Origin of the sequence: Lentzea sp. NPDC060358, assembly GCF_042725365.1 — a bacterium.
Classification (GTDB): Bacteria; Actinomycetota; Actinomycetes; order Mycobacteriales; family Pseudonocardiaceae; genus Lentzea.
In genome coordinates, this window is the sequence record NZ_JBHXCW010000066.1 from 1 (window position 1) to 16,671 (window position 16,671).

At 71.4% G+C, this 16,671-nt stretch carries 21 protein-coding genes; 12 read left to right on the top strand and 9 right to left on the bottom strand.

Annotated elements, in window-relative coordinates; translation table 11 throughout:
* From ACFWGZ_RS16530 to ACFWGZ_RS16540, 3 genes are all read left to right on the top strand, one after another.
* A partial coding sequence (locus ACFWGZ_RS16530) for a DUF779 domain-containing protein (protein WP_382452359.1) occupies positions 1–318 on the top strand: 318 nt, incomplete at its 5' end.
* Positions 319–329: 11 nt separating this feature from the next.
* Positions 330–1,184, top strand: coding sequence for a DUF2199 domain-containing protein (locus tag ACFWGZ_RS16535; protein WP_382452360.1), 855 nt, complete (start codon positions 330–332; stop codon positions 1,182–1,184).
* Positions 1,181–1,996, top strand: a complete 816-nt coding sequence (locus tag ACFWGZ_RS16540) for a hypothetical protein (RefSeq protein ID WP_382452361.1) — start codon at positions 1,181–1,183, stop codon at positions 1,994–1,996. The genes ACFWGZ_RS16535 and ACFWGZ_RS16540 overlap by 4 nt, the downstream gene beginning before the upstream one ends.
* Here ACFWGZ_RS16540 and ACFWGZ_RS16545 read toward each other — a convergent pair.
* Entirely contained in the window at positions 1,984–2,565 is a 582-nt protein-coding gene (locus ACFWGZ_RS16545) for an acetoacetate decarboxylase family protein (RefSeq protein ID WP_382452362.1), read from the bottom strand. The two genes, ACFWGZ_RS16540 and ACFWGZ_RS16545, sit on opposite strands and share 13 nt — an antisense overlap.
* A gap of 121 nt (positions 2,566–2,686) precedes the next feature.
* On the opposite strand from ACFWGZ_RS16545, the gene ACFWGZ_RS16550 reads away from it, so the two are divergent.
* Positions 2,687–3,958 (top strand): alpha/beta hydrolase family protein, encoded by a 1,272-nt coding sequence (locus ACFWGZ_RS16550; RefSeq protein WP_382452363.1) that lies wholly within the window; start codon positions 2,687–2,689, stop codon positions 3,956–3,958.
* A gap of 34 nt (positions 3,959–3,992) precedes the next feature.
* Positions 3,993–4,379: an SgcJ/EcaC family oxidoreductase gene (locus tag ACFWGZ_RS16555; protein ID WP_382452364.1), complete on the top strand. Its 387-nt coding sequence runs from the start codon at positions 3,993–3,995 to the stop codon at positions 4,377–4,379.
* Between the two features lie 542 nt (positions 4,380–4,921).
* Here the strand turns inward: ACFWGZ_RS16555 and ACFWGZ_RS16560 are convergent.
* Together ACFWGZ_RS16560 and ACFWGZ_RS16565 are read right to left on the bottom strand one after the other, a co-directional pair.
* A complete protein-coding gene (locus ACFWGZ_RS16560; protein WP_382452365.1) occupies positions 4,922–5,866 on the bottom strand; it encodes an SDR family NAD(P)-dependent oxidoreductase in 945 nt (314 codons plus the stop codon).
* Positions 5,863–6,807, bottom strand: a complete 945-nt coding sequence (locus tag ACFWGZ_RS16565) for an SDR family NAD(P)-dependent oxidoreductase (RefSeq protein WP_382452366.1) — start codon at positions 6,805–6,807, stop codon at positions 5,863–5,865. The genes ACFWGZ_RS16560 and ACFWGZ_RS16565 overlap by 4 nt, the downstream gene beginning before the upstream one ends.
* A 111-nt stretch (positions 6,808–6,918) precedes the next feature.
* On the opposite strand from ACFWGZ_RS16565, the gene ACFWGZ_RS16570 reads away from it, so the two are divergent.
* Positions 6,919–7,485, top strand: coding sequence for a TetR/AcrR family transcriptional regulator (locus ACFWGZ_RS16570; RefSeq protein ID WP_382452367.1), 567 nt, complete (start codon positions 6,919–6,921; stop codon positions 7,483–7,485).
* Here ACFWGZ_RS16570 and ACFWGZ_RS16575 read toward each other — a convergent pair.
* Positions 7,406–7,891: a GbsR/MarR family transcriptional regulator gene (locus tag ACFWGZ_RS16575; RefSeq protein ID WP_382452368.1), complete on the bottom strand. Its 486-nt coding sequence runs from the start codon at positions 7,889–7,891 to the stop codon at positions 7,406–7,408. The two genes, ACFWGZ_RS16570 and ACFWGZ_RS16575, sit on opposite strands and share 80 nt — an antisense overlap.
* Positions 7,892–7,956: 65 nt before the next feature.
* Here ACFWGZ_RS16575 and ACFWGZ_RS16580 point away from each other — a divergent pair, with 65 nt between their 5' ends.
* From ACFWGZ_RS16580 to ACFWGZ_RS16590, 3 genes are read left to right on the top strand one after another with little or no spacing between them, the layout of a single operon-like run.
* Positions 7,957–8,475, top strand: coding sequence for an NAD(P)-binding protein (locus ACFWGZ_RS16580; RefSeq protein WP_382452369.1), 519 nt, complete (start codon positions 7,957–7,959; stop codon positions 8,473–8,475).
* Positions 8,476–8,486: 11 nt separating this feature from the next.
* Positions 8,487–10,013, top strand: coding sequence for an alkaline phosphatase D family protein (locus ACFWGZ_RS16585; protein ID WP_382452370.1), 1,527 nt, complete (start codon positions 8,487–8,489; stop codon positions 10,011–10,013).
* The gene (locus ACFWGZ_RS16590) at positions 10,010–11,131 is read left to right on the top strand and encodes a hypothetical protein (protein WP_382452371.1); all 1,122 of its coding nucleotides are present in this window, start codon (positions 10,010–10,012) and stop codon (positions 11,129–11,131) included. The genes ACFWGZ_RS16585 and ACFWGZ_RS16590 overlap by 4 nt, the downstream gene beginning before the upstream one ends.
* A gap of 49 nt (positions 11,132–11,180) precedes the next feature.
* Here ACFWGZ_RS16590 and ACFWGZ_RS16595 read toward each other — a convergent pair whose 3' ends face one another.
* Positions 11,181–12,215 (bottom strand): aldo/keto reductase, encoded by a 1,035-nt coding sequence (locus ACFWGZ_RS16595; RefSeq protein ID WP_382452395.1) that lies wholly within the window; start codon positions 12,213–12,215, stop codon positions 11,181–11,183.
* An 85-nt stretch (positions 12,216–12,300) separates the two neighbouring features.
* Between ACFWGZ_RS16595 and ACFWGZ_RS16600 the strand changes: the two genes are divergently transcribed.
* A complete protein-coding gene (locus tag ACFWGZ_RS16600; protein ID WP_382452372.1) occupies positions 12,301–12,690 on the top strand; it encodes a MerR family transcriptional regulator in 390 nt (129 codons plus the stop codon).
* Between the two features lie 10 nt (positions 12,691–12,700).
* Positions 12,701–13,369 (top strand): MOSC domain-containing protein, encoded by a 669-nt coding sequence (locus ACFWGZ_RS16605; protein WP_382452373.1) that lies wholly within the window; start codon positions 12,701–12,703, stop codon positions 13,367–13,369.
* Between the two features lie 3 nt (positions 13,370–13,372).
* Here the strand turns inward: ACFWGZ_RS16605 and ACFWGZ_RS16610 are convergent, their stop codons facing one another.
* From ACFWGZ_RS16610 to ACFWGZ_RS16620, 3 genes are all read right to left on the bottom strand, one after another.
* Complete coding sequence (locus ACFWGZ_RS16610) at positions 13,373–13,774, bottom strand: protein-tyrosine phosphatase family protein (RefSeq protein WP_382452396.1); 402 nt, start codon at positions 13,772–13,774, stop codon at positions 13,373–13,375.
* A 279-nt stretch (positions 13,775–14,053) separates the two neighbouring features.
* Positions 14,054–14,521, bottom strand: coding sequence for a hypothetical protein (locus tag ACFWGZ_RS16615; protein WP_382452374.1), 468 nt, complete (start codon positions 14,519–14,521; stop codon positions 14,054–14,056).
* A gap of 29 nt (positions 14,522–14,550) precedes the next feature.
* Positions 14,551–14,952: a VOC family protein gene (locus ACFWGZ_RS16620; RefSeq protein ID WP_382452375.1), complete on the bottom strand. Its 402-nt coding sequence runs from the start codon at positions 14,950–14,952 to the stop codon at positions 14,551–14,553.
* A 102-nt stretch (positions 14,953–15,054) separates the two neighbouring features.
* Here ACFWGZ_RS16620 and ACFWGZ_RS16625 point away from each other — a divergent pair, with 102 nt between their 5' ends.
* Positions 15,055–16,020, top strand: a complete 966-nt coding sequence (locus tag ACFWGZ_RS16625) for a helix-turn-helix transcriptional regulator (RefSeq protein ID WP_382452376.1) — start codon at positions 15,055–15,057, stop codon at positions 16,018–16,020.
* Here ACFWGZ_RS16625 and ACFWGZ_RS16630 read toward each other — a convergent pair.
* Positions 15,974–16,624, bottom strand: a complete 651-nt coding sequence (locus tag ACFWGZ_RS16630; protein ID WP_382452377.1) for a Clp protease N-terminal domain-containing protein — start codon at positions 16,622–16,624, stop codon at positions 15,974–15,976. The two genes, ACFWGZ_RS16625 and ACFWGZ_RS16630, sit on opposite strands and share 47 nt — an antisense overlap.
* Positions 16,625–16,671: the final 47 nt, after the last annotated feature.

Here is a 16,671-nt window from a genome sequence, read left to right on the forward strand (position 1 = left end):
GTCCTCCGCCGCCTCCGGGCGGACCACGGCGAGCTGATGTTCCACCAGTCCGGCGGCTGCTGCGACGGCTCGGCCCCCATGTGCTACCCCGCCGGGGAGTTCCGCACGGGCTCGGCCGACGTGCACCTGGGTGACCTCGCGGTGGAGTCCGGTTTCTCCGTGCCCGTCTGGATGTCGGCAGCGCAGTTCGAGTACTGGAGCCACACGCACCTGACGATCGACGTGGTGCCGGGGCGTGGGAGCGGTTTCTCGCTGGAGGCTCCCCTGGGAGTGCGGTTTCTGGTGCGTTCGCGATTGCTGAACTCCGAAGAGCTCTAACATGTGCGCGCATGACCGTCCAATGCGGATGCTGCGGAGCCGAGATCTCGTCGACGGACCGCATCGACTACCGGTTGAACCGTCCGGAGCAGCTGGTGGGCGTGCCCGGCGAGCAGCTCGCCGCGCCGACAGGCGGACTGCTCGTCGGTCCGGACGGTGACACCTACCTCCGTTGCCTGCTCCCCGTGCAGCTGACCGGCGGAACCGAGCTCGTGTTCGGCGCGTGGATGCAGATCAGCAAGGTCGACGCCATGTACGCCCACGCCGTGTGGGACAACGACGGCGAATATTCCAACCTGCGGGTGGCGGGCAGGTTCGCGAACGTCATCAGGCCGTGGGACGTCCTCGGCGTGCACGCCGAGGCGGCGGTCCTCAACGCCGACGAGCTGCCGTACTTCACCTCGCACCCGTTGCTGGAGCAGGACTGGAACCGCGACGAGGTGCTCAGCCGCATCCGCCACCCGTTGCCGGTGCCCGTGCGGGAGAAGTTCGGCGAGGTGTGGACGATCGAGCGCACCGAGGGCATGCGGTGCGTGATCGAGGGCCGCACCGTCCGGTTCACGAGCCCCGGCCGGTCGGTCGCCATCGACGTCTACCGCGACCTCACCGCCGGCAGCCCGAGCGACTTCCTGGGCGCGGTGCTCGACGGCTACCCGGCGACCGCGGAGCACTCCGTCGAGCACGACGGCGAGGAGCTGCGGCACGCGTTCTGGCTCAGCGAGGTCATCTACGGCCAGGAGGAGCAGGTGTTCCACGGGCACGTCGTGCGGCGGGGCACGATGCTCTCCGTGCGCTGCGTCTACCGCTACCCCGCCGACCGCTCGTGGGCCCGCCACGTGCTCAACAGCGTGCGGTACGCCGGGTGACGGCCTGCGCGTGCTGCGGCGCGGAGGTCGACGAGGACGGCGCGCTCGACCTCGACCTCGGCTTGCCCGCCCGTGCCAGGGGCGCCGAACGCCTCGCGGACGGCAACGTGCTCGTGGGCGCCGACTCGGCGTACGTCCGGTGCGTGCTGCCCGTGGAGCTGACGGGTGATCTGGAGCTGTGGTTCAGCGCGTGGATGCGGGTCACGGAGCAGGACGCCCGGCGCGCCGCCGCGTCGTGGGGTGCGGAGTCGCTGCGGCTGACCGGCACGTTCGCGCACGACATCAAACCGTGGGAAGGACTCGACGGCGCCGAGGTCGTCGCGGAGGTCGTGGAGCCCGGCGCGCCGCCCGACCTCGTCGCGCACCCGTTGCTCGGCAGGGTGTGGGACCGCGACCACGTGCTCAGCGCGTTCCCGGTGGCGCTGCCGATCTCGATCCGGCAGGAGCTGCGCGGCCCGTGGAGCATCGAGCGCACCGCCGGCACGACCCCGCACCTCGCCGCGGAGGGCCTGAAGTTCGCCGGCCCCGGCCGCACGGTCTTCCTCGACACCCGCAAGGCACCCGGCGTGTCGGCCCGGTGCCTGTTGCAGATGTCGCTCGCGGGCGCGCCGTCCGTGCCCGCCGGGCAGCGGCTGCTGGTCGAGGACGGCGTCGAGCTGCGGCACTCGCTCTGGCTGACCACGATCCGGCACGAGTTCTACGGGCACGTGGCACGGGCCGGTGAACTGCTGATCGTCACGTGCCTGTACGACGACCCCGCCGACCACGCGTGGGCGCGGCACGTGCTCGGCAGCGTCCGCTACCGGGCCTGACCGAACGTCAGCCGCATGTCGTCGAGCGCGACGCTCACCAGCGGCGTGCGCCCGGTGAGGTAGCCGAGCGGCCCGCCGGCGGGGATCAGCCACCCGGTCCGGACCAGCCGGATCCGGCCGGACATGGCCGCGTGCGTGCGCACGTCCCTGCCGTCGAGGCGTTGCGCGGTGGGGCCCGCGAACCTCCACCCGCCGGGCAGCCGCAGTCCGCCGGTGACGGCGACCGCCGCGATCGACGAGCCCTCGCCGAACCGGGCGAGCTGCTTCGGGATGGCCCACAGTTCCCGGCCGCCGTCGCGCGAGGACTCGCTGTCGACCCAGATCTGCGGCACCGACACGGCCGGCGAGCCGCGGTCCCAGACCGGCGCGGCGACGAGCAGCTCGTCGTAGGACAGGACGCTGCCCGGTGCGTAGGTCACGAAGGCGACGGCCACGAAGGTGTTGCCCGCCAGCGTGATCAGCCGCGCTCCGGCCGGGAGGTGTCCGCTCGGGACGAGGCCGCGGGGAACTCGGAACACCGAGATCACGGCGGATCCCCGCAGGTGCCAGGGTTCGGGTGGGTACCGCACGCCACGACCGTACCGCGATCATGGTCGCCGCACGTGACGCACCGCGGACGCAACGTCAGGGAAGTCCCAAGTTTGCCCGCGTGAGCTGGACCACTCGGCGGAGCGGGCCGACGATTCCGCCATGAACGTCCTGCTGGCATTCGCACTCACCGCGAGCCTCACGTCTGCGGTGCACCTGCCCCCGACCGCACCGTGCCCGGAGAACGTCCCCGCAGGCACCACCTGCTACGAGGGACGGGACGCCAACGGCGCGTACTACACGATCGCCGTGCCCGAGAAGTGGAACAAGGCGCTGGTCGTGCACTCGCACGGCGGCCCCGACCTCGGCGACCCCACGCCCGAGCGCACCCGTGACGACCTGAACCGCTGGGCGGTCATGGCCGAGGAAGGCTACGCGTGGGCGGGCACGTCCTACCGGCGCGGCGGCTACGGCACGCGGATGGCCGCCGAGGACACGGACAACCTGCGCAGGACGGTCAGCGCGATGCTGAAGCCCCGCAAGGTGTTCCTGCACGGCCAGTCGTGGGGCGGCAACGTCGCAGCCAAGACCATCGAGCTGTACCAGGGCTACGACGCGGCCCTGCTCACCAGCGGCGTGCTGGCGGGAGGCTCGCGCGGCTACGACTACCGCGTCGACCTGCGCGCGGTCTACCAGTACTACTGCGGCAACCACCCGCGCCCGTCCGAGGTGCAGTACCCGCTGTGGCAAGGACTTCGCGCGGACTCGACGATGACGACCGCCGGCCTGCGCGGCCGGGTCGAGGAGTGTCTGGGCGTGGCGGGCAGCCGCACTCCGGAGCAGCAGCGCAAGCTCGACGACATCCTCGCGGTCACCAAGATCCCCGAGGAGACCCTGACCTCGCACCTGAACTTCGCGACGTTCACCTTCCGCGACATCGTGCACAACCGCCTCGGCAACCGGAACCCGTTCAGCAACACCGGTGTCACCTACCGCGGCTCGCACGACGACAAGGCGTTGAACGCCGGCGTGGAACGCTTCGCGGCTGATCCCGCGGCCCGCGCCGAGCTGGCCCACGACAGCGACCTGACCGGCAAGATCGGCATCCCGGTCCTGTCGGTGCACGCGATCGGCGACCCGACGGCGTTCGTCGAGCACGAGTCGGCCTACCGCGACACCGTGCGGAAAGCGGGCCGTTCGCACAACCTCGTGCAGACCTTCACGACCGAGGCGACGCACAGCGCGTTCAGCGACTCCGAGTACGCGGCCGCCATGCGGTCGCTGGCGGCGTGGGAGAAGTCCGGCGTGCGCTCCAACCCCTTCCTGATCGCGGCCTCCTGCCCGGTCCTGGACAGGAAGTACGGCACGGGCTGCTTCTTCGACCCGAGGTACCGCCCGGCCTCCTACGAGTCACGGGTGGCACCGCGCGCTTGACCTCCAGCCCGCTGGAGGTAAGACGATCTCGGCCATGAGCGACATCACCGAGATCGACCAGCTCGTGGCCACCGTCCAGCACTCGCAGCAGAACGAGCTCGCGGAGGAGTTCCTCGGCCTCTTCCGCTCCGACGCGATCTGGACGACCGCGCACGGCAAGCGCCTCACGGGACTCGACGAGATCGCCGCCTTCACCCGGCAGCGGCTGCCCGGCTCGACGAAGGAGTCGACCGCCACGTACGAGGTGGAGGACGTCCTGTTCATCCGCCCTGACGTGGCGGCCGTGAAGATCCGCCAGCGCCCGGTCACCCCCGCCGGCGAGGTGATCGCCGACCAGAAGGAGGGCTCGCCGCTCTACGTGCTGTCCAAAGAGGACGGTGTGTGGAGGATCGTTGCGGGTCAGAACACGATCGTGCTCTAGCGCCGGCGCCCCGTAGCTGCTTCACGGCGGGGAGCGGGATGGCGGTGCGCGCCGCGCCGCTGGGCGGTAGCGCCTGCCCTGCCGCTGGGAGGTAGCGCCCGCCAGTCCTGCCGGCTCGGCCTGAACCGGCAGGACTGGCAGGACTGGCAGGACTGGCCGAGCGGCCAGGCCTGCCGGGCTGTCGTGCTGCCGCTCCCGGCGGGTTGCCAGGTCTGGTTAGCCGCCAAGTCCCTTGAGCCGTCAGGCCGTCAGACCCGGCACGCCGGCAGGCATGCCGGACTGTAGGGCGCCGCTCCTGGCGGGCTGTCAGGTCCGGCGAGCCGCCAAGTCCCCTGGGACACCAGGTTCCATGGGCCACCAGGTCCCCCGGGCCGTCAAGCCCAACAGGCCGACAGGCCAGACACGCCGACAGGCCTGCCGGACTGTCGTGCCGCCGCTCCTGGCGGGCTGCCAGGTCCAGCGAGCCGCCAGTCCCCTGGGCCGGCAGGCCCGACAGGCACGGCGAGCCGCCACGGCAGGCGGGCCGTCACGCCAGCGGGCCGTCAGGCCGCTCGTAGGGACCAGAGGATTTCCTCGGACACCTTCCAGAGGTGGGCCGCTGCTTCCGGGTCCTGGGCGTACGGGGCCACGCCCCGCAGGTGCGAGCCGGCTTCGGCCGGTGCGGCCTCGGCGCAGTCCTCGAAGTAGCGGCCCGAGATGCCCGCCAGCAGGGGCGTGGTGGCGACCACCAGGGTGGTGGCGGCGCCCTGTTCCGGCGTCTTCACCCGGCGGGTGGCGGTGGCGCCGCTGCGGCGGAGGCGCTCCTGGAGTTCCTCGCGGGTCAGGTGGCGCTGGAGGTTGGTGGCGATGCTGCCGGGCATGAGGGCGTTCATCGTGATGCCCTCCGACGCCCAGCGGCGGCCGGCTTCCACGCCGAACAGGATGTTCGCGGTCTTCGACTGGCCGTAGGCCTGCCAGCGGTCGTACTCGCGGCGGGTGTAGTGGAGGTCGTCAAAGTGGACGTCGCTCATCAGGTGGGCCGACGAGCTCACGTTCACCACTCGGGCGCCTTCGGCCCGCATCGAGTTGAACAGGCCCAGCGTCAGCGTGAAGTGGCCGAAGTGGTTCGTGGCGAACTGGAGCTCCCAGCCCTCTCGCGTGCGGGACTGCGGGGTGGCCATGACGCCCGCGTTGTTGACCAGCAGGTGCAGCGGGCCGTCCCAGTTGCGGGCGAACGCCTTCACCGACTCCTGCTCGGAGAGGTCGAGGCGGGCGACCGTGATGTGCCTGTTGCCGGTGGACAGGGCGAGCGAGGTGGCCACCCGCTGGCCCGCGTCGACGTCGCGGGCGGCGATCGTGACCTCGGCGCCCGCCGCGGCCAGGGCGCGGACGGTCTCCACGCCGATGCCGGAGGCACCGCCCGTCACGATGGCGCGACGGCCCGCCAGGTCGGCTGCCGCCGCCACTTCCAGGGCTGTCGTCCCGAACCCGTAACCAGTCTTGATCATGCCTGCACCTTCAGCGTGTCCTCGGAGACCTTCCACAGCTGGGCGGCGGCCTCGGGGTCGGCCGCGTGGGCGGCCAGGCCGTTGGTCATGCCCTCGGCGTGCGGGAGCGCCTCTTCGCAGTCTTCGAAGTAGAGGCCAGAACGGCCTTCCACCAGGGGTGACACCGCGAGGACGAGCGTGGTGGCCGCGCCCTGCTCCGGTGACTTGAGCCGCAGCGGCCGGTCACCACCGCGCAGCCGGCGCCGTTCGGCCAGCTCCTCCTGCGTGATGTGGCGCTGCAGCGCCGTGAGGATGACGCCCGGCATCAGGGCGTTCATCGTGATGCCCTCCGACGCCCAGCGGCGGCCGGCCTCCACGCCGAACAGCACGTTCGCCGTCTTCGACTGGCCGTACGCCTGCCAGCGGTCGTACTCGCGGCGCTCGAAGTGGATGTCCTCGAACACCACCGGGCTCGAGAGGTGGCCCGCCGAGCTGACGTTCACGACGCGGGCACCCTCGGCGCGCAGCGCGTCGAACAGGCCCAGCGTCAGCGTGAAGTGGCCGAAGTGGTTCGTGGCGAACTGCAGCTCCCAGCCCTCCGGCGTGCGGGTCAGCGGCGCGGCCATCACGCCCGCGTTGTTGACCAGCAGGTGCAGCGGGCCGTCCCAGGCCCGGGCGAAGGCCTTCACGGACTCCTGCGACGTCAGCTCCAGCGGCGCCACGAGGATCTTCTCGCTGCCCGTGGCCGCGGACAGCTCGGCCGCGACCCGGCGGCCCGCCTCGACGTCGCGCGCGGCGATGGTGACCTCGGCGCCCGCGGCCGCGAGGGCCCGCACAGTCTCGACGCCGATGCCGGACGCCCCACCGGTGACCACGGCGCGACGGCCGGACAGGTCGATGCCCTCGACGACCTCAAGAGCGGTGGTCTCGAAGCCGAACGGGGTGGTGATGCGCTCGCTCATCTGATTCCCCAACCTTGTCGTACACTGAAACGGAGGTGCCTCCGGTTCGAGTTCCACCGTAAACGGAGGAGCCTCCGTTTAGCAAGTGACGTACCCCGTAGGAGTGATGAAGTGCGCGCTGACGCGATCCGCAACCGAGGGCTGCTGATCGAGGTGGCGCTCGACGCGTTCACCCACGAGAAGGACGTGACGCTCGGCGCCATCGCCAAGAAGGCGGGCGTGGGCATCGGCACGCTGTACCGGCACTTCCCCACCCGCGAGGCGCTGATCGAGGCGGTCTACCGCACCGAGCTGGAGAAGCTCTGCGACGCGGCGCCGGAACTGCTGGAAACCCACGAACCCGAGGCGGCGCTGCGGGAGTGGATGGACCGCTTCATCGCCTACGCGGCGACGAAGCGCGACCTCAAGGAAGCGCTGCAGGCCGTGATCGCCCTGGGCATCAACCCGTTCGAGCACAGCCGCGCGAAGATGACGGAGGCGCTGTCGAGCCTGCTGGCCCCGCTGCACGCGCGGACCGAGCCGCTCGACCTGATGGCGATGCTCGTCGGCGTCGCCCAGAACGGCGACCCGGACCAGGCGAAGCGGATGCTCGACCTGATCATGGACGGGGTTCTCCACGGCGCTTGTCCCGCGCCCGCTGCCGCTCGAACCGCTCCACCAGCACCGGCGACTCGTTGACCAGGAACGTGTAGAAGTCCCGCATGTACTCGAGCCGGTCGTGGGCGCGACCGGGACCGACCGCCTCCACCCCCGCCTCGACCGCGCCGAGCACGGCGTCGACGACGGAGTGCTGGCGCGAGTACAGCGTGGTCCAGGCGTTGTCGAGCATCCGGAAGTGCTCGCGCCGGCTGCCCTCCACGTAGACCCGCTCGACCACCCCCATCTGCACGACCATCCTGACCGCGGCCGACACCGACCCCGCGCTGACCCCCAGCTCCTCCGCGAGGTCGCCGGCGGTCAGCGACTCCTTCTCGGTGAACAGGAACGCGGACAGCACCCGCGCGCCCATCCGCTGCATCCCGGCGCCCACGAGCGTGAGGGCCATGTGCTCGGTCGCCAGCCTGCGCTCTGTCTCGCGCGTCACATCATCCCTGTCTTCAGAAATTTCTGAACGTTCGCTAGCCTCAATCCTAGGGGGAAGGGGCTGGCATGGCCACAGCACTCGTCGTCGGCGCCGGTGTCTCCGGACTCGCGACCGCACTCAGGCTGACCCGCAGCTGCTGGGACGTCGTCGTGCTCGACCACGGCCCGCACGCCGAGCACGTCCCGATCAGCGGCCCCGACCGCCACGCCGCCAAGCGGCTCGCCGCGCTGCCCTGCTCGCTGCACTACGAGACCCGGCACAGCACCGTCACCGCCCTGCGCCCGGACCGGTTCGGCGTCACGGTCGCCTTCAACGACCGCGAGGACGAGTGGTTCGACATCGTCGTGTGCGCCCAGCCCTGCTGCGCGGCCGAGCGATTACCCGGCCTGCGCCTGCAGGCGTGGTCACGTGACCACGTCGCCCTGCTGTACCGCGCCGTCCAGGACACCGGCCTCCCGCTGTGCGCGGCGGAGCTCCTCGCCGACGCCTTCGACATCCACACGGACTACCACGCGGCTTTTGCTTGGTGGGAGACCACTTTGAAGCCCCACTCCGTTAGGCGGGCCTTTACCCGCGTTCGGTAAGCCTGCCGACCATGACCACGTTACGGAGACGCACCTTCATCGTGGGCGGCCTCGCGGGAGCGAGCGCCGGGGCCGGCCTGGGACTGGCCGCCACCGCGCCGGCGAACGCGCTCGGCTACCCGTTCACCCTGGGGGTCGCGTCCGGCGAGCCGGCGGCGGACGGGTTCGTGATCTGGACCCGCCTCGCCCCGAACCCCCTCAACGCCGACGGCCTCGGCGGCATGCCGAGCGCCGACACGTCCGTCGAGTGGCAGGTCGCCACCGACGAGCGCTTCACGAGCCTCGCCCGCACCGGCGCCGTCACGACGCAGCAGGCGAGCGCGCACTCCGTGCACGTCACCCTCACCGGCCTCGAACCGGGCCGCGAGTACTGGTACCGCTTCCGCGCGAGCGGCCACATCTCCCCCGTCGGCCGCGCCCTCACGGCACCGGCCGTCGGCACCCAGCCCGCGCTGTCCATGCTCTTCGCGTCGTGCGCGCACTACGAGGAGGGCTTCTTCACCGCGTACCGCAGGATGGCCGAGGAGAGCCCCGACCTGATCCTGCACCTCGGCGACTACATCTACGAGGGCGCCGCGACCACCACGAAGGTCCGCAAGTTCGCGCCGGCCACCGAGATCAGCTCGCTCGCCCAGTACCGCGTCCGCCACGCGCAGTACAAGGCCGACCCCGACCTGCAGGCCGCGCACGCCGTCGCGCCGTGGCTCGTCGTCTGGGACGACCACGAGGTGGAGAACAACTACGCCAACCTCGTCCGCAACGACAGCAGCCCGTCCGGCGACTTCAAGGCCCGCCGCGCGGCCGCCTACAAGGCCTACTACGAGCACATGCCGCTGCGCAGCGCCCAGGCCCCGAGCGCGGAGAACATGCTGCTGCACCGCAGGGTCCGCTGGGGCAGCCTCGCCACGTTCCACATGCTCGACACCCGCCAGTACCGCGACGACCAGGCGTGCGGCGACGGCACCAAGGTCTGCCCCGACGCCGACGCCTCCGCGCGCACGCTCACCGGCAACTCGCAGGAGTCGTGGCTGGTCGACGGGCTGCGTCAGCAGCTCGGCACGTGGGACTTCCTCGGCCAGCAGGTGTTCTTCGCGCAACGGCTCGCCGCCGCGGACGGGTCCAAGAGCATGGACGCGTGGGACGGCTACACCGCCAACCGCGCGCGCATCCAGAACGCGTGGGACACCAACGGCAACAAGGGAACCGTCGTGCTCACCGGCGACGTGCACCGCAGCTGGGCCGCGAACCTCATGCAGAACTACGGCACCCAGAACCGGGTCATCGGCACCGAGCTCGTCACCACGTCGGTCACCTCCGGCGGTGACGGCAACGCGGCCGACAACAGCCTCAACCCGACGCTGAACCCGCACGTGAAGTACTTCAAGAACCTGCGCGGCTACGTCAAGACGCAGACCACCTCCACCGAGATGCGCGTCGACTTCCGCGCCGTCGACAAGGTCACCGTGCGCGACTACCCGGTGAAGACCGTCGGCAGCTACGTCGTCGAGGCCACCAACCCCGGATTGCAGGCGCCGTGAAGACACTGCTGATCGCGAGCCTCCTGCTGGCACCCGCCCCGATGTCGTGGTCCACGGTCAACAGCGACGCGACCGGTGACCAGGACAACGCCGCCGTCTCGGCCACCCGCAACGGCTACACGGCCGTCGTGTGGGAGGACGACCGCGACACCACCGACCCGGCCGACCCGGTCCACTCCGACGTCTGGATCCGCCTCTTCAAGGAGGGGTCGGCGGTCTACGAGAAGAAGCTGTCGACCGGCGGCTCCGGCTCCTGGCGCCACTGGCAGCCCGACGTGGCGCTGCACGAGGACGGCAGCGCCGTCGTCGTCTGGTCCGAGGACCCCGACGGCAACGGCTACTACAACATCGCGGTCCGCTCGGTCAGCGCGACGGGCACCGTCTCCGGTTCCGGCACGGCCAACGCGAGCGCCGACGGACAGCAGTACTTCCCGAGCGTGGCGGCCGATCCCGACTCCGGCGGCTTCGCGGTGACGTGGGAGGACCAGCAGGGCACGGCCGCGCCCACCGTGCGGGTGAGCGTGTTCGCGTCGATCGGTTCCAAGACCTACGAGGCCCAGGTCAACAACGCCGGCGGCAGCCACGCCAAGCCGCGGGTCGCGATGAGCGCCGCGGGCAACGCCGTCGTCGTGTGGGAGGCGGACGCGAACGTCGCCCGCAAGATCGTCACCGCGTCCGGCGGCGTCAAGCTCGCCCAGACCACGACGGGGCAGGGAAAACGCCCCGCCGTGGCGGCCTCCTTCAACGGCGACTTCGCGGTCGCCTGGGAGCAGTCCGGGGTGCGCTCGCAGTCGTTCACCCCGTCCGGGGCGCCGCGCGGCGCCGTCGCCGCGACCACCGGCGCCGACCCGCAGATCGGCATCGACGACCAGCTCGGCGTCGCGGTCACCACGACCGAGGCGCAGGACGTCCACACCCAGGTCTACAACCCCGACGGCACCACCACGGGCCGTCCCGAGCGGCAGCTCACGGTCTCGAACGCCACCGGACGGCAGGACGAGCCGGCCGTCGGTGTCGACCCGTGGGGCCGCGTCACCGTCGTCTACACCGACGACAACGACGGCAACGGGTTCGACCAGATCTACCTCGGCACCGGCCTGAGCACCCAGACCTGGTGACCCGGGGCCTGTCCCGCGGGGCTCGTCCGCGGTAGTCGCGGCCGGGGCACTAACGCCGGTCGAGAGGCCTGCGTCGCTGGTGCACGTCCACCAGCGACGCGGGCTTCCAGCCCGCCTGCACGTCGTAGGTGTCGGTGCCCGGCGGCACGATCTCGTCGATGCGGTCCAGCACGTCGTCGGTCAGCACCAGCGAAGCGCCCTCCAGCAGCGACTCCAGCTGCTCCATCGTGCGCGGCCCGGTGATCGCGGACGTGACCGCCGGGTGCGTCGTCGCGAACGCGATGGCGAGCGCCGGCAGCGTCACCCCCATCTCGTCGGCGAGCTCCGCGAACTTCTCCACGGCCTCGAACTTGGCCGCGTTGCCCGGCAGCGACTCGTCGAACCGGTCCGGCGTCAGCGTCGCGCGGAACGCCTCGGCCGATGCGCCGCGGCGGTGCCGGCCCGACAGGAACCCGCTGGCGAGCGGGCTCCACACCAGCACGCCCATGCCGAGCCGCTGACAGGTCGGCAGCACGGTCCGCTCGATGCCGCGCGCCAGCATCGAGTACGGCGGCTGCTCGGTGCGGAACCGCATCAGCCCGCGGTTCAGCGCCACGTGGTGCGCCTCGACGATCTCCGAGGCCGGGAACGTCGAGCAGCCGAACGCCCGGATCTTGCCCTCCCGCACCAGGTCCGTGAGCACCGACAACGTCTCCTCGACGTCGGTCGTGTAGTCCGGCCGGTGCACCTGGTAGACGTCGATCCAGTCGGTGTCGAGCCGGCGCAGGCTGTCCTCGACCGCCCGCACGACGTAGCGGCGCGAGTTGCCGCTGCGGTTGCGCCCCTCCCCCAGCGGGAAGTGCACCTTCGTGGCCAGCACGACGTCGTCACGCCTGCCCTGCAACGCCTTGCCGACGATCTCCTCCGAGTCGCCGGCGGAGTACATGTCGGCGGTGTCGACGAAGTTGATGCCCGCGTCCAGGGCGCGGTGGATGATCCGCACGCCCTCGTCGCGGTCGTCGTTGGCCACCGAGCCGAACATCATGGCGCCGAGGCAGTGGTGGCTGACCTCGATGCCGGTTCCCCCGAGTACGCGATAACGCATGTTCATACCGGCCAACCTAGGAACTAGAGACCACTCTAGGTCAAGCACCGGCCGGTGCCGGAGCACGACACCTATGCTCGAACCCATGCAGTTGAGCATCGGACAGGTCGCCGAACGCACCGGGCTGAGCGTGCACGCGCTGCGCTTCTACGAGAAGGAGGGCATCCTGGCCCACCAGGTCCACAGAGGACCGGGCGGCCGCCGGGTCTACACGCAGCAGGACGTCGAGTGGCTGCGCATGTGCATCATGCTGCGCACGTCCGGGATGCCGGTGCCGGAGATCCGCCGCTACACCGACCTGGTGCGCCAGGGCGACGGCAACGAGCTGCAGCGCCTCGAGATCCTCAAGGAGCACCAGGACCGCGTCGCGCGGCAGATGGAGCAGTTGCAGGACTGCATGGACCTGATCACCTACAAGGTCGGGCGGTACCAGGACTACGTCAATTCGATCGCCGCGAAGGCGGTCGGCCAATAACCTCGGTGCCATGCCCGTCGTGCTCTCGTTGAACATCGCCCAGCGAACGGTTCCCGTCGACTACGCCCAGGAGGGCGCCACCGGCATCGACAAGCGCCCCGTCGACGGCCCGCTCGACGTCCGCGCACCGGGCCCGAAAGGCACCGCCGGCAGCGGTGTCGCGGGCGACGCGATCGCCGACATCGTCCACCACGGCGGCGAGCACCAGGCCGTCTACGCCTACGCGCGCGAGGACCTCGACTGGTGGCAGGCCGAACTCGGCACCGACCTGCGCAACGGCCAGTTCGGCGAGAACCTCACCACCTCGGGCATCGACCAGACCCACGCCCGGATCGGCGAACGCTGGCGCGTCGGCACGGCGCTGCTGGAGGTCACCGCGCCGCGCATCCCGTGCCGGACGTTCGCGGGCTTCCTCGGCCGCACGGGCTGGGTCAAGCGGTTCACGCAGGTCGCGCGGCCCGGCGCCTACTTCCGCGTGCGGGAGCCGGGAACCATCGCCTCCAGCGACGAGATCACCGTCGTGCACCGGCCGGAGCACGACGTGACGGTCGAGCTGTTCTTCCGCGCCGTGCTCACCGAACCCGCGCTGCTGCCCCGGCTCCTCGAAGCCGGGGACTCCGTGCCGCCCGAGATCATCGACCTCGTGCACCGGCGCACGACGGTCCAGCTCGACTCCTAGGCCCTACACAGCAGGGAACTTGCGCACCCAGCGCTTCTGCCAGGGCGTCTCCACGGCACGCGGGTGGTAGTGCGCCCGCGTCCACGCCACGGCCTCGGCCGCGGGCACCCCGGCCAGCACCGCCAGGCACGAGATCACCGTGCCGGTGCGCCCGATGCCGCCGCTGCACGCCACCTCGACCCGGTCGCCGGTCAGCGCGCGGGCGTGCAGCGCGCGGATCATCCGCACCGCCGCCTCCTGGTCGCGCGGCAGGCGGAAGTCCGGCCAGTCGATCCAGTCGTGCGGCCACGGCACGTCCACGGACCTGGGCTGCAGGTACACCCCGTAGTCCGGGTGCGGCTCCACGAGCTTGCCGTCGCGCAGCCCGCGCCCCGTGACCACCGCCCCGTCGGGCAGCTCGATCATCTTCATGCGGTTTCCCCCCCCAGCCAGTGGTAGACCGTGGAGCTTAGGCGACCTGCGGCACCGGGCGCTGGAACGGGACCGGCTCACCCGCGACGCCCGGCCCGGCGGCGCGGTGTCCGAAGTGGACGGATGCCGGACGTCGCCGCGCACCCGGTTGCGGCAGTGGTACGCCCGGCGCGGTGCCTGGCAGCACGCGGGTCCACCGGGCGTACGTCCGCGTCACGCGGCTCGCCGCCCATCCGGCGGCGTTGGTCGCGCCGGCGGTGGTGTGGCGCGTGCTCAGCGGATCGCGCCCTCGGGCCACAGCACCGTGACGGGCACGCCCCGCGACCGCGCGTAGGCGACCACGTCGGCCGTCCCGCCGGGGCCGCGGCCGGGCTGCCCGTCCCACACGGCGAGCAGCGAGTCCGACTCGTCGACCATCCGCTTGCCCGCCTCCATGTAGGCGTGCGGGTCGGGCGTGACGTACGGCAGCTGCACCACCTTGCCCGCACGGGCGAGCAACCGGTCGTAGACGGGCCGGTACTCCGCCGGCAGCGTCTCTCGGTACCGCGAGGCCGGCAGCACCGCGACGAGCGACCCGCCCGCGTCCAGCACCGCCTGCGCGAACACGGCGTCCGCGCCGTCCGCCAGGCACGACACCCCGACGACGTCGCCGTTGGCCGCGACGACGTCGCGGATCATCCGGTCGACCCGTGCCTCCAGGTCGGTGGAGAGGCCGCGGTGTCCCGTGATGGCGAGCTGCATCTGTGCAGGATAGGGCGCGCGGCGGAGGATCAGCGGTGATTCCGCGCCGCGATGGACACGTAGTGGGGGTTCGTCATGACGCCGAGGATGTTGCCGAACGGGTCGACCACCGACGCCGTCACGAACCCCTCGCCGCGCACCCGCGGTTCGTCGTGCACCCGTGCGCCGAGCTCCGCCAGCCGCGCGAGGGTCGCCGCGAGGTCGTCCACGGCCCAGTAGACGATCTCGCCCGCCGGTCCCGCCGACGGCGTCACCTCGAACCGGCGGTCCACGATCCCCAGTTCGGCCTGGTAGTCGCCGATCCGGAACTCGGCGTACGCGAGCACCCCGTCCGGCGTGCTCCGCTCGAAGTACGCCTCCACGCCGAGGAACGCCGCGTACCAGGCGCGGGCCTCCGCGACGTCGTCGGCGAAGTAGGACACGGTCGACATTCCTCGCAGCACGACTGCCTCCGGAAAAAGTTGGTCGGTGTGTTTTCAGCTTCGGCCGTAAAGTGCTCATCCAGTGAGCACTTTCGCCGGGAACCTGGGGACATGCGCGCAGACCGCCTCGTGGCCACGTTGTTGCTGATGCAGGCGCGCGGCCGGATCACCGCCGCCGAACTGGCCGCGGAGCTGGAGGTCTCCAATGCCACCGCTCGCCGCGACCTGGAGGCGTTGTCCGCGGCGGGTGTGCCGGTCTACCCGCAACCGGGCAGGGGCGGCGGCTGGTCGCTGGTCGGCGGCGCGCGCACGGACCTCAGCGGTCTGACCTCGGCCGAGGCCCAGGCGTTGTTCCTCATCGCGGGCCCGGCGGCGTCGGTGGCGCCACAGGTCAAGTCGGCGTTGCGCAAGCTCGTGCGCGCGTTGCCGCAGACCTTCCGCGCCGAGGCCGAGGCGGCCGCGGAGGCGACGATCGTCGACACCGCCGCGTGGGGCGAGGACACCAGGGACCGGCCGGTGCTGGTCGAGACGCTGCAACTGGCGGTGGTGAAGCAGCTGAAGGTGCGGCTGACCTACCGGAAACGGGGGCAGGCACCGCAAGGCCGCACCGTCGACCCGTGGGGACTCGTCGACAAGGACGGCACCTGGTACTTCATCGCCGGCACCCCGGATGGCCAGCGGACGTTCCGGCTGGACCGGGTCCTGGGCGCCGTCCTCACCGGCACCCCCGCCGCCAAGCCGCCCGACTTCGAGCTGGCGGGCGCGTGGGACGAGGTCGTCACCGCCGTCGAACGGCGGCGCTCGGCGACGTCGGCGCGGATCCTGGTGCCCACGCGGTTCCTCGACGTCTTCCGCCGGCAGCACGGCCGCCACTGCCGGGTGCTCGAGGAGACCGGGGACCAGACCCTGGTCGAGCTGACCGCGCCCCGCCCGCTCGACATCGCGCGCAACGTCGCCGGGTGGGGCGGCCTGATCACCGTCGAGTCGCCGGAGGTCGGCGAGCACCTGGCCCGCCTCGGCGAGGAGCTCGTCAGCCGATACCGGCCTGCTTCTCCAGCCGGTCCAGCCGGGACATGATCATCTGCAGGACCGCGGCCGGGTCCGGGGCCGCCGCCTTCTGCTTCTGCAGGTGGATGATCCCGGCCAGCGCCGTCTGCACGGCCCGCCGCGTGCCCTTGAGGTCCGCGCCGAGCGAGCGCAGCAGCTCGCCGCCCCGGCCGTCGGGTTCGGCCACGAGCCCGAGCAGCAGGTGTTCGCAGCCCACGTAGTTGTGCCCGAACGCGATCGCCTCGACGACCGCCAGCTCCAGCGCGTTCACCGCGTCGGACGCGAACCCCGATCCGTCCGCCGCCGCCGGCTCGAAGCGCACGGCCTGCGGGTCGACGTCGATCGCGCGCAGCACGTCCAGCGCCAGGTTGCCGCCCTCGTCGACCATCGCCCGCGCCAGCTCCGCCGTGGTGACGACGGGTGACTCGGCGGCCATCCTGAGCACGGCGCGTAAGCGCTCGGTGAGCTGGGAACCCTTCTCCCCGTCCAGGTCGGCCACGGTGAGACCCCGCACGGCGGCGAGCCGCTTCACGGAGACCTCCAGCGCGCGCTGACAAATTGCGGAAACCGGGAGGTTGAGCTCCTTGACCGTTTCGGCCAGGTCATCGGGCAGGTACACGTTGATCTTCGGCATAACCCCATTAATACCCCCACATAGGGTTATGGTCAACGGCGAGCGCG

What these genes read in the sequence shown, in the direction of transcription:
- ACFWGZ_RS16565 (WP_382452366.1), bottom strand. Translation starts at nt 6,807, where the DNA reads ATGAGCGAGCGCATCACCACCCCGTTCGGCTTCGAGACCACCGCTCTT.
- ACFWGZ_RS16555 (WP_382452364.1), top strand. Translation starts at nt 3,993, where the DNA reads ATGAGCGACATCACCGAGATCGACCAGCTCGTGGCCACCGTCCAGCAC.
- ACFWGZ_RS16550 (WP_382452363.1), top strand. Translation starts at nt 2,687, where the DNA reads ATGAACGTCCTGCTGGCATTCGCACTCACCGCGAGCCTCACGTCTGCG.
- ACFWGZ_RS16615 (WP_382452374.1), bottom strand. Translation starts at nt 14,521, where the DNA reads ATGCAGCTCGCCATCACGGGACACCGCGGCCTCTCCACCGACCTGGAG.
- ACFWGZ_RS16630 (WP_382452377.1), bottom strand. Translation starts at nt 16,624, where the DNA reads ATGCCGAAGATCAACGTGTACCTGCCCGATGACCTGGCCGAAACGGTC.
- ACFWGZ_RS16620 (WP_382452375.1), bottom strand. Translation starts at nt 14,952, where the DNA reads ATGTCGACCGTGTCCTACTTCGCCGACGACGTCGCGGAGGCCCGCGCC.
- ACFWGZ_RS16595 (WP_382452395.1), bottom strand. Translation starts at nt 12,215, where the DNA reads ATGCGTTATCGCGTACTCGGGGGAACCGGCATCGAGGTCAGCCACCAC.
- ACFWGZ_RS16585 (WP_382452370.1), top strand. Translation starts at nt 8,487, where the DNA reads ATGACCACGTTACGGAGACGCACCTTCATCGTGGGCGGCCTCGCGGGA.
- ACFWGZ_RS16600 (WP_382452372.1), top strand. Translation starts at nt 12,301, where the DNA reads ATGCAGTTGAGCATCGGACAGGTCGCCGAACGCACCGGGCTGAGCGTG.
- ACFWGZ_RS16560 (WP_382452365.1), bottom strand. Translation starts at nt 5,866, where the DNA reads ATGATCAAGACTGGTTACGGGTTCGGGACGACAGCCCTGGAAGTGGCG.
- ACFWGZ_RS16610 (WP_382452396.1), bottom strand. Translation starts at nt 13,774, where the DNA reads ATGATCGAGCTGCCCGACGGGGCGGTGGTCACGGGGCGCGGGCTGCGC.
- ACFWGZ_RS16625 (WP_382452376.1), top strand. Translation starts at nt 15,055, where the DNA reads ATGCGCGCAGACCGCCTCGTGGCCACGTTGTTGCTGATGCAGGCGCGC.
- ACFWGZ_RS16580 (WP_382452369.1), top strand. Translation starts at nt 7,957, where the DNA reads ATGGCCACAGCACTCGTCGTCGGCGCCGGTGTCTCCGGACTCGCGACC.
- ACFWGZ_RS16605 (WP_382452373.1), top strand. Translation starts at nt 12,701, where the DNA reads ATGCCCGTCGTGCTCTCGTTGAACATCGCCCAGCGAACGGTTCCCGTC.
- ACFWGZ_RS16535 (WP_382452360.1), top strand. Translation starts at nt 330, where the DNA reads ATGACCGTCCAATGCGGATGCTGCGGAGCCGAGATCTCGTCGACGGAC.